The sequence below is a fragment of the Erwinia persicina genome, assembly GCF_014838825.1.
Classification (GTDB): Bacteria; Pseudomonadota; Gammaproteobacteria; order Enterobacterales; family Enterobacteriaceae; genus Erwinia; species Erwinia persicina_A.
Genome location: NZ_JACYMO010000017.1, coordinates 17,841 through 30,470, shown reverse-complemented (window position 1 = coordinate 30,470; position 12,630 = coordinate 17,841). Strand labels below are relative to the sequence as shown.

Genomic DNA, 12,630 nt, shown 5'->3' with positions numbered 1-12,630 from the left:
ACCTCCTGAGCCGCTGGCCTGTAAGCCGTTGTGCCGTCTCAGTGGTTGCGCATTATAGGGAGTTCTGGACGGGTGACAAGGGCTAATTTGCGATAATTTGACTGTTCGCTGCAATCCCCAGCAAAACCCCGCTTTATACCTGCTTATGCACAAACTTATCCACAATCCGTGCATGAGGCGAATTTTGACGAGCATCGCGCAATCGTTTTCGCTACAATGCCCGCGCATAATGGAAGCCCCTTCAGGGGCGTTACATGAACCTTAATCGCGCTTCTTTCTTCTTATAAGGAAGAAGAGAATGTCTAAGCTTCCTATAACGCTCTTTATATGCGATCCAAAGCCAAGGGATAAAACCACCATGCAACAACATCGTCCTGTACGCCGCGCGCTACTCAGCGTGTCTGACAAAGCCGGTATCCTCGAATTCGCTCAGGCGCTTTCCCAGCGTGGCGTCGAGCTGCTCTCCACCGGCGGTACCGCACGCCTGCTGGCAGACGCCGGTCTGCCCGTCACTGAAGTCTCTGACTACACCGGTTTCCCGGAAATGATGGATGGACGCGTTAAAACGCTGCACCCGAAAGTGCATGGTGGCATTTTAGGACGTCGCGGTCAGGATGATGCCATTATGGCCGGGCACAACATCTCTCCGATTGATATGGTTGTGGTTAACCTCTATCCCTTCGCCCAGACCGTTGCCCGTGAAGGCTGCTCACTGGAAGACGCGGTTGAAAACATTGATATCGGTGGCCCGACAATGGTCCGGTCCGCTGCCAAGAACCATAAAGACGTGGCAATTGTGGTGAAGAGCAGTGACTACCAGACTATTATTGCGGAACTGGACGCCAACGATAATTCACTGACGCTGGCCACCCGTTTCGACCTGGCCATTAAGGCGTTCGAACACACCGCCGCCTACGACAGTATGATTGCCAACTACTTCGGTAGCCTGGTTCCGGCCTATCACGGTGAAACCCAGGCACCTTCCGGCCGCTTCCCGCGCACCCTTAACCTGAACTTCATCAAGAAGCAGGATATGCGTTACGGTGAGAACAGCCACCAGGATGCCGCTTTCTATATAGAAGAAAATGTGGCAGAGGCCTCAGTCGCGACGGCACAGCAAGTACAGGGCAAAGCGCTCTCTTATAACAACATTGCGGATACCGACGCAGCACTGGAGTGTGTGAAAGAGTTCGACCAGCCCGCCTGCGTTATCGTTAAGCACGCTAACCCGTGCGGCGTGGCGGTGGGAGAGTCGATTCTGGCAGCTTACGAACGTGCATATAAAACGGATCCAACGTCAGCCTTCGGCGGCATCATTGCTTTTAACCGTGAGCTGGATGAAGCCACCGCGCAGGCGATTGTCAGCCGCCAGTTTGTTGAAGTGATCATTGCCCCCTCGGCGACTGAAGCCGCCCTGAAGATCACCGCCAGCAAACAGAACGTGCGGGTACTGACCTGTGGTCAGTGGCAGCAGCGTCAAACCGGTCTGGACTTCAAGCGTGTTAACGGCGGCCTGCTGGTACAGGATCGTGACCTCGGGATGGTGAATGAAAGCCACCTGCGCGTGGTCAGCCAGCGCCAGCCAACCGCACAGGAACTGCGTGATGCCCTGTTCTGCTGGAAGGTAGCGAAGTTTGTGAAGTCAAATGCCATCGTGTATGCGCGTGACAGTATGACCATCGGCATAGGTGCCGGCCAGATGAGCCGCGTGTACTCCGCTAAAATCGCCGGTATCAAAGCTGCCGATGAAGGCCTGGAAGTGAAAGGCTCTGCCATGGCCTCTGATGCCTTCTTCCCGTTCCGCGACGGTATCGATGCCGCCGCCGCTGTCGGCATCACCTGTGTGATCCAGCCGGGTGGTTCCATTCGTGACGAGGAAGTGATTGCCGCCGCTGACGAACACGGTATTGCAATGATCTTCACCGACATGCGCCACTTCCGCCATTAATAACGGAGCCTCTGATGAAAATTTTAGTGATTGGTAATGGCGGCCGTGAACACGCGCTGGCCTGGAAGGCCGCGCAGTCCCCGCTGGCTGAGACCGTCTTTGTTGCACCGGGTAACGCCGGTACGGCCCTGGAGCCTGCACTGCAGAATGTGGCCATCGGCCCAACGGATATCCCTGCCCTGCTGGCCTTCGCCCGCGATGAGAAAATCGATCTGACCATCGTCGGCCCGGAAGCCCCGCTGGTCATCGGCGTGGTAGATGCTTTCCGCGCGGCAGGTCTGAAGATCTTTGGCCCGACTCAGGCGGCTGCACAGCTGGAGGGTTCAAAAGCCTTTACCAAAGACTTCCTGGCGCGGCATAAAATTCCTACCGGCGAATACCAGAACTTTACCGAGGTTGAACCGGCTCTGGCGTATGTGCGTGAAAGAGGTGCCCCGATCGTCATTAAGGCCGATGGGCTGGCGGCAGGTAAAGGGGTCATTGTAGCCATGACGCTGCAGGAAGCCGAAGACGCCATTCAGGATATGCTGGCTGGTAACGCCTTTGGCGATGCGGGACATCGTATCGTGGTGGAAGAGTTCCTCGACGGTGAAGAAGCCAGCTTCATCGTGATGGTCGACGGTGAGAACGTGCTGCCGATGGCCACCAGCCAGGACCACAAACGCGTCGGCGATGGTGATACCGGCCCGAATACCGGCGGGATGGGGGCTTACTCCCCGGCTCCGGTGGTCACCGATGCGATCCACCAGCGTGTGATGGATGAAGTGATCTGGCCGACCGTGCGCGGTATGGCCGGTGAGGGCAATGTCTACACCGGGTTCCTGTATGCGGGTCTGATGATCGACAAAAGTGGTCAGCCCAAAGTGATCGAATTCAACTGCCGCTTTGGCGATCCTGAAACCCAGCCGATCATGCTGCGTCTGCAGTCGGATCTGGTCGAGCTCTGCCTGGCCGCCGTTGACGGCAGGCTGGACGAAAAGGATTCTGTCTGGGACCCACGTCCGTCGCTGGGTGTGGTTCTGGCCGCAGGCGGCTACCCGGGGGATTACGTCAACGGCGAGCAAATCCACGGACTGCCGCTGGAAGAAGTGGCGGACGGCAAGGTGTTCCATGCCGGAACCACGCTGCAGGACGACCTGGTGGTCACTAACGGAGGGCGCGTACTCTGCGTCACAGCGCTGGGTGACGATGTTGCCGCTGCGCAAAAACGTGCCTATGAACTGGCCAGACCAATCTCATGGAAGGGCAGCTTCTGCCGTAACGATATCGGTTACCGCGCTATAGATCGTAAATAGTCTCCCCGGGCGGCGGTTTTATCCGCCCGGCGCAGGACAGCATCAGGGGCGATCGTTGATCGCCCTTTTTTTTAGGTTAAAAATCCTGTTCTTTCGGTTCTGTCTTGCAGAGATCGCTGGCGGTCACCAGCAATAGCTGAGTTCCTTCCGGGGCCTCCAGCCAGGCAATACTGACCGGGCCTGTCGTCTCCCGCTGCTGACGCGCAATCTGGCTTAACTCCACGCTTTCAAGCGCAGGCTGCACCCTTTTGCCCTCACAGGTGCTGACGGTGCCCCCCTGCTGCCACCTGCCCTGCCTGAGCAGCACGCTACCCGACAGCAAATCGTCACTGATTTTCAGCATGCGCTGCGCGTCAAAGCGATACAGTGCCACCTCATCAGCCGTCAGCGCCTCACGCCGGCCCGCCAGCTGCCGCTGCATAAAGCTCAGACCACCGTTCTGGTCGAAACGCAGGGTGACATCATCCGGTTTATCCCCTGTGACATGGCGCTCTACTGAAAGCAGCCTGTCGTGCTGCCAGAGGTAGTCGGTCGTCTCGGGCGCAGCTCCGTTAAACGGGGTATAGACCGTCATCAGGTGAGCAACCTGCTGATCGTGATTTTTGCGCCAGATACGCACCGCACCGCGATCGGCAAGATAGCCGCTGGCGGTAAAGTCCGGCAGGTCGGAGTGCGAACTGCAGCCTGCCAGCAGGATCAGGGTGGCAAGAGAGAGCGTTCGGGCAAAAAAGGAAAGTTTCATGAAGAAAAGAGTATCACAACGCGCGGCAAGCGCGAGAAACCGTTAAGGGGAAAGGACGGAAGGGAAAAGGATTGCGGGACAAAAAGCATCATCTCTGCGCGAAGGTCGTTTAAACAAAAGGGGCATAACGCCCCCCTGTTTAAACTCTTCACTTCAGACGATTACTTAACAGCGTCTTTCAGTGCTTTACCAGAAACAAATGCCGGTACGTTTGCAGCAGCAATTTTGATTTCTTTGCCAGTCTGCGGGTTGCGGCCAGTACGCTCAGCACGGTGGTTAACTTTAAAGGTACCAAAACCAACCAGTTGTACAGCATCACCTTCTTTCAGAGACTCAGTAATCGCAGCCAGGGTGGATTCCAGAGCAGCTTTAGCCTGGGTCTTTGACAGGTCCGCTTTGTCCGCAATTACATCAATCAGTTGAGTCTTGTTCATAAGTTATCCTTACAGTGTATTTATCGCTTGCTAAGCATCAAGTGCGAGGGAAAAACCAGTTTCTGGCACTCTCCTGCATACACGCACCGATAGCCACATTTTTCAGCCCCCCAAATGTAGACCAGACTGGGGGCGAATGTGAAGCCCAAAGGCGCTACAAATCAGGCCTGAAGTCACGTTTTGTCGCCTTACTGCTGAAAATTTATACCGATATTACTAATACCGGATTCACGCAGGTCAGATCGCAGTCCTTTTATCAGTTCCAGGTCCCTGTCCTCGCAGGCTGCAAGCAGGCGGAATATCTCCCACTGGATGTCCCATTCCTCTTCAACGGCGGGATTCACTTTTAGCTCTTCTTCGGTCATTTCGCGACCGGCCTGGGTCATTTCCAGCATCGCCACCGTGGTGATGGAAGTTTCGCTAACGGCAATCGCATGGGTCAGTGTTTCACCGCTAAGGCGGGAATGCAGCAGTTCGCTCAGCGCGACGCACGCATCGATCGCCGGGTATACACCATACAGATCGTAATCGTCTGCAGAAGGGATCGCTTCTTCCAGCTTTTCAAGCTGGCTGTCAAAATTCACTTTTGCATCTTTCACCACCAGCGTTTCCCATAACAGATCGAGAATACGGCGATACAGCTGGCCGTCTCCAAACCCTGTCTGCTGGCAAAACTCGCGGTAGTTGGGTGCCATGCGTTCGCAGAGGCAGGCCATAAAAGTAACGTGCTGCCAGCTTTCCAGCTTTTCCAGCCGCAGATGAATCGGGTTACGTAACATATCGGGATCTCAGAATTAATGCGCTTGCCGCAGTGTACCTGAAAAGCCACTGAGCGGCACGGTTAACCCAGCTGCAGCCCGGTAAAAGCAGTGCGGCGCGAGGCCACCGCATCAGCCCAGCGCGTAGGCTCGGGCAGACGATACCCCTTCAGGCAGCGCTGTACCCATTCAAGGGCGGTGCCGTGGCTGACGCGGTGGCCCGGAGAGATAAACAATGGGTTACAGCGTGCCTTACTGCGCAGCACCCAGCCCAGCAGTTCTCCTTTATCGCTGAGCGCCTCACAGCTGCCAGGTTCGGCCCCTGGCGGTTCAAACTTGCCACAGAGGCGTTTTTTCGCCACGCCAATCGTTGGCACGTCCACCAGCAGGCCAAAATGACTGGCCACGCCAAGACGACGCGGATGCGCCACGCCGTGGCCATCAACCAGCAGCAGGTCAGGATGGTGCTCCAGCTGCTGCCACGCAGCCTCCAGAGCGGGTGTCTCACGGAATGACAGGAAACCGGGGATATAGGGCATCGTAGTGGCGATGCGGGCCACCTGATACTCAACCATTTTCAGAGAGGGGTATTCGAGGATGACCAGCGCGGCACGGGTCACTTCACCGCCCTGTTCAAACCCGACATCCGCACCGCCTATCAGGCGGGGAGGCATCACCTCAAAATCATCCTGACAGCTGACTTCTGCTGCGCGCCGGAGCTGCTGTTCGCGTAAATCCGCTATTTCCATCTCTTCCCCCTGTCTGATTTATCCTCTGTGGTAAGGGCGGGACAGCTTATGTACCGCTTCGACAAATACGCCTGCATTTTCGGGTGGGACATCCTGATGAATACCGTGGCCGAGGTTAAAGACGTGTCCCTCGCCCTGACCAAAGCCTTCCAGGATCCCCGCGACTTCCTGCTCAATACGCGCCGGTGCAGCGTAGAGCATCGACGGATCCATATTGCCCTGCAGCGCAACTTTGTGACCAACCCGGCGACGGGCGTCGGCAATATCCGTCGTCCAGTCAAGACCCAGCGCGTCACAGCCGGTGGCAGCCATCGCTTCCAGCCACTGTCCGCCGCCTTTCGTGAACAGCGTGACCGGTACGCGACGTCCTTCATTTTCATGCAGCAGGCCGTCAACGATTTTGTGCATGTAATGCAAAGAGAACTCCAGATAATCGCGTCCGGTCAGCACGCCACCCCAGGTGTCGAATATCATTACCGACTGCGCACCCGCCCGGATCTGTGCGTTGAGGTACAGCGTTACGCTGTCAGCCAGCTTGTCCAGCATCAGATGCAGCGTCTGCGGGTCGGCATACATCATCTTTTTCAGTTTAGTAAAGGCCTTACTGCTGCCGCCTTCGACCATATAGGTAGCGAGCGTCCACGGACTGCCGGAGAAGCCGATCAGCGGAACGTCGCCGTTAAGATTTTTACGGATGGTGCGCACGGCGTTCATCACGTAACCCAGTTCCTGCTCCGGATCCGGGATAGGCAGCTTTTCAACATCAGCACGACAGGTCACCGGCGAAGAAAAACGTGGGCCTTCACCGGCTTCGAAATACAGGCCAAGCCCCATTGCGTCGGGAATGGTCAGAATATCGGAGAACAGGATCGCCGCATCCAGCGCATAGCGCCGCAGGGGCTGCAGCGTGACTTCACAGGCCAGTTCAGCATTTTTGCACAGCGACATGAAGTCACCGGCGACCGCACGGGTAGCCTTGTATTCCGGCAGATAACGCCCGGCCTGACGCATCATCCATACCGGGGTAACATCAACGGGCTGACGCAGCAGCGCGCGCAGATATCGATCGTTCTTCAGTTCATTCATCACGAGACTCTCTCACCATACAGACTGCCAGTGTAACATTTATTGGAATTGACGATGATCGACCGCTCAAAAAATTGAGCGGCGACGCGTACAACCCCGGCTCGGCGGGAACAGTCAGGATCAGGGGCAGAAACAATCATAAGGCCAGTATGGCTTATTTTTTCTCATTGCCAGGGGGGGTTTTATCAGCTTTTTGATCGACGGCGGTGAGAACCGGGGCGCGCTGGCCGCTAGCGACCAGCGGTTTTTTATCTTTTTTCTCTGACTGCGCCTGCGGCTCCTCAATCTGGTGAGAGTTACCGATAAACACCCCGCCTTTTTCAATGGAAAACTCGCTCGCGTATACTTCACCTTCAATACGGCCACGCGACATAATAATCACCGTTCTGGCATAACAGCTTCCCTTAAGCAGCCCGTTAACCACCAGCTTCAGGGATTTTATCTTGCCGATAACCTTTCCCTCTTTTCCTATTTGTGTACTTTTCTGGCTGGTCAGATCGCCTTCAACAACGCCATTAATAGTAATATTATTTTCATTAGTAATTTCGCCGCGTAATACCGTCCCGATAGAGATAACGGTTTCTTTCGTACTGTTATCGTCGTTTAAAGAAGAAGGCAAAAGGGTACTGGGTTCTGCTTTGGCGGGTGAAGGCAATTTTTCAGTGGCTCGTTCTTCTTCTTTCCTGTTGAAATTAAACACGTTTGTCATCATCCTTTTTGTATACAGACTCGAAATTATTAGCAGCAGGCTGAAACACGCCATGCCAGCCAAAGAGAGCAATAAGACCGTCCTTGTCGAAAGCAGAAAGGCAATAATGCTCATACCCCAGCAGAGCCAGACGCCCCACAGACAACCTTGTTTTTTTGTTTCAGACATTATCTTGATTTGCCATATGCGAAAACACCTTTCCCTGGTTCAGTCATGCCCCCTGATGAATCAGTCCGGAATAGAATTTAGCTGATTTTTTTACACAAAAAAGCGTGATCTGTAAAAAAAGATAACACATAAATTCCGTTAAACTGATGCCATGGGTAATATAGTGCAGGCGTAATCCGGCGTTAATAAAATCTCATTCAATAACGGATTCTATAACTTGTTTACCGCACAGGATGATATTTGAAATTATCGAAGAGATAAAGCCAGATACGCCGGTCATTTTTTACAGTAAACCATTCTCTCCTGGTCCTTTACGCATTTAACCAGGAGAATATATCGCAAATATAAAAATATTATGGCAACGACAATATTATTGTCGGAATTATTCCGCCTCTGTGCGACACAATGCAACGGTATCTTCAATCAGCCGACGGGCGACAGTGCCAGCCGGGGGCAGCGGTGGCAGCGCATCAAAGCGATACCAGCCAGCGGAGATCAGCTCTTTTGGATCGATATGGATATCGCCAGCGTCATAGTCAGCCATAAACGCCATCATCAGTGACTGTGGGAAAGGCCAGGGCTGTGAAGAGACGTAACGTAAATTCTTCACCGTGATCCCACTCTCTTCCATCACTTCGCGTGCCACCGTCTGCTCAAGGGTTTCGCCCACTTCCACAAAACCGGCCAGTACCGTGAAAATACCGTTGCGGTGTCGGGTGTGCTGCGCCAGCAATATTTCCTCACCACGGCGGATAGCCACAATGATACAGGGGGCGATTTGCGGGTAGTAACGCTGGCGACAGTGGCTGCACAGACAGGCCCACTCTGTTTTACTGTGGTGCATCTCATGGCCACAGTAACCGCACCACTGGTGAGAACGGTAAAATTCAGCCAGCTGGATGCCGCGTCCGACCAGCTGGAACAGGCCGCTGTCCTGATCGATCAACTGCCGTAACGATCCCATTTCGTGAGGCCGGGTATCGCGGATCAACCATACCGTTTCCCCCTGCCACTCTCCAATTGGCGATCCCCGCGATCCTGCCAGACCCAGTAAACCCGCATTACCTTGAGGAAGTTCACCTTTTGGTAACCAAATTTTATGTTCGTGGCTGACAATCCACCAGCCAGCGTCTACGCTTAAAATTTCCTGTTCCATCATTTTGCTCATCATCCTCAGCTTAAAGACTGGATTGAGGTCAGACGTTAAAATATAACACTCACGGAGTTGAACATGCTTAACCAGTTGGAAGTCCTCACCGCGCGCGTTGGCGGGTGCAGTGAACTGGTAGACTTTTGTCTGCGCTCACGTAAGCAGTTGCTGGTTACCTATTATCAAATGGCTGGCATTAAGCCTAACAAGGAAACGCTGACGACGCTCGATGAAAACGCGCTGGATCTGTTCTGCCAGAATCTGGTGGATTATCTTTCTACGGGCCACTTCACCGTTTATGAACGCTTTATCAAAGAGCTGGAAGGTACAGAGCAGCTGGCAAAAGCAGCGCTTATCTACCCCTCCCTAAAGGCGAATACCGACCTGATCATGCAGGTTTATGATTCCCATCTGGAAACCGCTATCGATCATGATAATTATCGCGAATTCCAGCATGCCCTGTCGGTTGTCGGTGAAGCGCTGGAGGCGCGTTTTACTCTGGAGGATAAGTTCATCAAGCTGGCACTGGAAAAAAATGCGGAAAATCAGGAAGCGGCTAACGCCTGTACGCTTGCGCGTCCGGCCTGACAGCGGCTGCCCTCTAAACTTCTTGTCGTTTCCTTAAAGCCCCATTATGCTGAATGGGCTGTCAGGGTAAGGCATGCCTTGCCCTTTCAGAATTCATTTTGTGGTTTAAGCGTCGTCCGGACGGCGTGCGTACCTTAGGGTATGTGAGCATCCCGGGCGCAGGATGGCAAACAAGGCCGCTTAAAATACACTATTCTTCTTGTCGGAGTGCCCTTAGGGGCTGAGACCGTTAATTCGGGATCCGCGGAACCTGATCAGGTTAGTACCTGCGAAGGGAACAAGAGTAAATGCTAAAACGCTGTGAAACGATTTCTCTCACGACGTTCTTATTACTCCCGCCTCCAGGCAAGCAAACTTCCCGTTTATTATCAGGAAATTGCTATGTCTACCCCTGAAAAACCTGTAACAGAGAAAAAAAACCGTCGTCGCCAACAGCGGGCGGAAGCACAACAGTTTATTGATTCCCTGCGCGGTACCGCTTTTCCCCATTCAAAACGGATCTACCTGACCGGCTCGCAGCCGGATATCCGCGTACCGATGCGTGAAATACAACTCAGTCCAACCACCGTAGGCGGAAGTCACGATCGCCCGCTGCTGGAGGAAAATGAGCCGGTGCCGGTGTACGATACGGCGGGCCCTTACGGCGATCCGGACGCCACCATTAATGTTCATGCCGGCCTGCAAAAATTACGCAGCAACTGGATCTTTCAGCGCAGTGATACCGGGCTGGTCAGTGAGGTCAGTTCGACATTTACGCAGCAACGCCTGGCCGACGAAGGACTGGATCATCTCCGCTTTGAGCATCTGCCCCGTCCACGCCGTGCACTACCGGGTCGCTGTGTGACCCAGATGCACTATGCCCGCCAGGGCATAGTGACGCCGGAAATGGAGTATATCGCCCTGCGTGAAAATATGGGCCGGGAGCGGATCCGCAGTGAAGTGCTGCTGCAGCAGCATCCCGGGCACAGCTTCGGCGCGCATCTGCCCGACACTATTACCCCCGAGTTTGTCCGTCAGGAGGTTGCCAGCGGACGTGCCATTATCCCGGCCAATATTAATCACCCGGAATCAGAGCCGATGATTATTGGCCGAAACTTTCTGGTGAAGGTAAACGCCAATATCGGTAACTCTGCGGTCAGCTCTTCTATTGAGGAGGAAGTGGAAAAACTGGTGTGGTCGGTTCGCTGGGGGGCCGATACGGTCATGGATCTGTCTACCGGCCGCTATATACATGAAACCCGCGAGTGGATCCTGCGCAACAGCCCGGTTCCCATTGGCACGGTGCCCATTTACCAGGCGCTGGAAAAGGTGAACGGCGTGGCGGAGGATCTGAGCTGGGCTATCTTCCGCGATACCCTGTTGGAACAGGCTGAACAAGGGGTCGATTACTTTACAATCCATGCTGGCGTCCTGCTGCGCTACGTGCCCATGACGGCAAAACGCCTGACCGGCATCGTCTCGCGCGGTGGATCCATCATGGCAAAATGGTGCCTGTCACACCACCAGGAGAGCTTCCTCTATCAGCATTTTCGCGATATCTGTGAAATCTGCGCGGCCTATGATATCTCACTGTCACTGGGGGACGGACTGCGTCCGGGCTCCATCCAGGATGCTAACGATGAAGCGCAGTTTGCCGAACTGCGCACGCTGGGCGAGCTGACCAAAATCGCCTGGGAATATGATGTTCAGGTGATGATTGAAGGACCCGGCCACATCCCGATGCAGATGATCCGCGTCAATATGACAGAACAGCTCGAACACTGTCATGAAGCCCCGTTTTATACCCTGGGCCCCCTGACCACAGATATTGCTCCAGGTTACGACCATTTTACCTCCGGTATCGGTGCCGCGATGATCGGCTGGTTTGGCTGCGCGATGCTGTGCTACGTGACGCCGAAAGAGCATCTCGGCCTGCCGAATAAAGAGGATGTGAAGCAGGGGCTGATCACCTATAAGATCGCTGCCCATGCAGCCGACCTTGCCAAAGGCCACCCCGGGGCACAGATCCGTGATAATGCGATGTCAAAAGCCCGCTTTGAATTCCGCTGGGAAGATCAGTTTAATCTGGCCCTCGACCCGCATACCGCCCGGGCATATCACGATGAAACCCTGCCGCAGGAGTCAGGGAAAGTGGCCCATTTCTGCTCGATGTGTGGCCCCAAATTTTGCTCAATGAAGATCACCCAAGAAGTACGTGAATATGCTGCCCGCCAGGAGGCCGAAGCGCATCCCGTCACGGTCGGTATGGCACAGATGTCCGGGGCATTTCGCCAACGTGGCGGCGAACTTTATCATCCCACCGACGCCCTGAAACCAGAGGAAAAAATATGAATCGTGGCGCTTTCCCCCCTACCGCAGCACAGTTAGGCCTTTATCCTGTCGTGGACTCGGTGGAATGGATTGCCCGCCTGCTGGATGCCGGCGTTCGCACCCTTCAGCTGCGCATGAAAGACCGTGCAGAACATGAAGTCGAACAGCAGATTATTGATGCTATTGCTCTGGGTAAGCGCTATCAGGCGCGCCTGTTTATCAATGACTACTGGCGGCTGGCGATAAAACATCAGGCCTACGGTGTCCATCTCGGTCAGGAGGATCTGGATATTGCTGACCTGGATGCGATTCACGCAGCCGGGCTGCGCCTGGGGTTGTCAACGCATGATGATGCCGAGCTGGACAGGGCGCTGGCCGAGCAGCCCTCTTATATAGCCCTGGGGCATGTGTTTCCCACCCGGACAAAAGTTATGCCGTCTGCGCCACAGGGTCTGGCAGAGTTGACCCGCCATCTGCGGCGGTTGCAGGGGGTATCCACCGTGGCGATCGGCGGTATCAGTCTCGATCGCGCACCGCAGGTGCTGGCCACGGGGGTAGGCAGCATTGCCGTGGTCAGTGCTATTACCCAGGCCAGTGACTGGCGGGCCGCCACCCGCCAGCTGCTTGACCTGGTGGAACCACACACTGCCCACCGGCGTTAATGTTTTCCCTTGCTCTGGACGCATTGCCGCA

General features: G+C 54.8%; 12 protein-coding genes and 1 riboswitch. Of the genes, 5 read left to right on the top strand and 7 right to left on the bottom strand.

Annotated elements, in window-relative coordinates; all coding sequences use genetic code 11:
- Nucleotides 1-358: 358 nt before the first annotated feature.
- Together purH and purD are read left to right on the top strand one after the other, a co-directional pair.
- Nucleotides 359-1,948 carry a bifunctional phosphoribosylaminoimidazolecarboxamide formyltransferase/IMP cyclohydrolase gene (gene purH, locus IFU29_RS21645; RefSeq protein ID WP_062749124.1) on the top strand — a complete coding sequence of 530 codons (1,590 nt, stop codon included), beginning with the start codon at nt 359-361 and terminating at the stop codon, nt 1,946-1,948.
- A 14-nt stretch (nt 1,949-1,962) separates the two neighbouring features.
- The gene (purD, locus tag IFU29_RS21640; RefSeq protein ID WP_062749126.1) at nt 1,963-3,243 is read left to right on the top strand and encodes a phosphoribosylamine--glycine ligase; all 1,281 of its coding nucleotides are present in this window, start codon (nt 1,963-1,965) and stop codon (nt 3,241-3,243) included.
- Nucleotides 3,244-3,319: 76 nt separating this feature from the next.
- On the opposite strand, the gene IFU29_RS21635 is transcribed toward purD, so the two are convergent.
- From IFU29_RS21635 to nudC, 7 genes are all read right to left on the bottom strand, one after another.
- Nucleotides 3,320-3,985, bottom strand: coding sequence for a DUF1481 domain-containing protein (locus IFU29_RS21635; RefSeq protein WP_191935708.1), 666 nt, complete (start codon nt 3,983-3,985; stop codon nt 3,320-3,322).
- Between the two features lie 161 nt (nt 3,986-4,146).
- The gene (gene hupA / locus IFU29_RS21630) at nt 4,147-4,419 is read right to left on the bottom strand and encodes a nucleoid-associated protein HU-alpha (RefSeq protein WP_002438605.1); all 273 of its coding nucleotides are present in this window, start codon (nt 4,417-4,419) and stop codon (nt 4,147-4,149) included.
- Nucleotides 4,420-4,607: 188 nt separating this feature from the next.
- Nucleotides 4,608-5,198, bottom strand: a complete 591-nt coding sequence (locus IFU29_RS21625) for a YjaG family protein (RefSeq protein ID WP_118664981.1) — start codon at nt 5,196-5,198, stop codon at nt 4,608-4,610.
- Between the two features lie 62 nt (nt 5,199-5,260).
- Nucleotides 5,261-5,926, bottom strand: coding sequence for a deoxyribonuclease V (gene nfi, locus IFU29_RS21620; protein ID WP_191935707.1), 666 nt, complete (start codon nt 5,924-5,926; stop codon nt 5,261-5,263).
- An 18-nt stretch (nt 5,927-5,944) separates the two neighbouring features.
- Nucleotides 5,945-7,012, bottom strand: a complete 1,068-nt coding sequence (hemE, locus tag IFU29_RS21615) for a uroporphyrinogen decarboxylase (RefSeq protein ID WP_191935706.1) — start codon at nt 7,010-7,012, stop codon at nt 5,945-5,947.
- Between the two features lie 154 nt (nt 7,013-7,166).
- Nucleotides 7,167-7,889, bottom strand: coding sequence for a bactofilin family protein (locus IFU29_RS21610; RefSeq protein WP_191935705.1), 723 nt, complete (start codon nt 7,887-7,889; stop codon nt 7,167-7,169).
- 382 nt (nt 7,890-8,271) lie between these two features.
- Nucleotides 8,272-9,045 carry an NAD(+) diphosphatase gene (gene nudC, locus IFU29_RS21605; RefSeq protein WP_191935709.1) on the bottom strand — a complete coding sequence of 258 codons (774 nt, stop codon included), beginning with the start codon at nt 9,043-9,045 and terminating at the stop codon, nt 8,272-8,274.
- Nucleotides 9,046-9,120: 75 nt separating this feature from the next.
- Between nudC and rsd the strand changes: the two genes are divergently transcribed.
- From rsd to thiE, 3 genes are all read left to right on the top strand, one after another.
- Nucleotides 9,121-9,627 carry a sigma D regulator gene (gene rsd, locus IFU29_RS21600; RefSeq protein ID WP_191935704.1) on the top strand — a complete coding sequence of 169 codons (507 nt, stop codon included), beginning with the start codon at nt 9,121-9,123 and terminating at the stop codon, nt 9,625-9,627.
- Nucleotides 9,628-9,820: 193 nt separating this feature from the next.
- A riboswitch (TPP riboswitch) is annotated at nt 9,821-9,921 on the top strand.
- An 87-nt stretch (nt 9,922-10,008) separates the two neighbouring features.
- The gene (thiC, locus tag IFU29_RS21595; protein ID WP_191935703.1) at nt 10,009-11,958 is read left to right on the top strand and encodes a phosphomethylpyrimidine synthase ThiC; all 1,950 of its coding nucleotides are present in this window, start codon (nt 10,009-10,011) and stop codon (nt 11,956-11,958) included.
- Nucleotides 11,955-12,599 (top strand): thiamine phosphate synthase, encoded by a 645-nt coding sequence (gene thiE, locus IFU29_RS21590; protein WP_191935702.1) that lies wholly within the window; start codon nt 11,955-11,957, stop codon nt 12,597-12,599. Before thiC ends, thiE begins: the two co-directional genes overlap by 4 nt.
- Nucleotides 12,600-12,630 lie beyond the last annotated feature (31 nt).

What these genes read in the sequence shown, in the direction of transcription:
- purH (WP_062749124.1), top strand. Translation starts at nt 359, where the DNA reads ATGCAACAACATCGTCCTGTACGCCGCGCGCTACTCAGCGTGTCTGAC.
- purD (WP_062749126.1), top strand. Translation starts at nt 1,963, where the DNA reads ATGAAAATTTTAGTGATTGGTAATGGCGGCCGTGAACACGCGCTGGCC.
- IFU29_RS21635 (WP_191935708.1), bottom strand. Translation starts at nt 3,985, where the DNA reads ATGAAACTTTCCTTTTTTGCCCGAACGCTCTCTCTTGCCACCCTGATC.
- hupA (WP_002438605.1), bottom strand. Translation starts at nt 4,419, where the DNA reads ATGAACAAGACTCAACTGATTGATGTAATTGCGGACAAAGCGGACCTG.
- IFU29_RS21625 (WP_118664981.1), bottom strand. Translation starts at nt 5,198, where the DNA reads ATGTTACGTAACCCGATTCATCTGCGGCTGGAAAAGCTGGAAAGCTGG.
- nfi (WP_191935707.1), bottom strand. Translation starts at nt 5,926, where the DNA reads ATGGAAATAGCGGATTTACGCGAACAGCAGCTCCGGCGCGCAGCAGAA.
- hemE (WP_191935706.1), bottom strand. Translation starts at nt 7,012, where the DNA reads ATGAATGAACTGAAGAACGATCGATATCTGCGCGCGCTGCTGCGTCAG.
- IFU29_RS21610 (WP_191935705.1), bottom strand. Translation starts at nt 7,889, where the DNA reads ATGTCTGAAACAAAAAAACAAGGTTGTCTGTGGGGCGTCTGGCTCTGC.
- nudC (WP_191935709.1), bottom strand. Translation starts at nt 9,045, where the DNA reads ATGGAACAGGAAATTTTAAGCGTAGACGCTGGCTGGTGGATTGTCAGC.
- rsd (WP_191935704.1), top strand. Translation starts at nt 9,121, where the DNA reads ATGCTTAACCAGTTGGAAGTCCTCACCGCGCGCGTTGGCGGGTGCAGT.
- thiC (WP_191935703.1), top strand. Translation starts at nt 10,009, where the DNA reads ATGTCTACCCCTGAAAAACCTGTAACAGAGAAAAAAAACCGTCGTCGC.
- thiE (WP_191935702.1), top strand. Translation starts at nt 11,955, where the DNA reads ATGAATCGTGGCGCTTTCCCCCCTACCGCAGCACAGTTAGGCCTTTAT.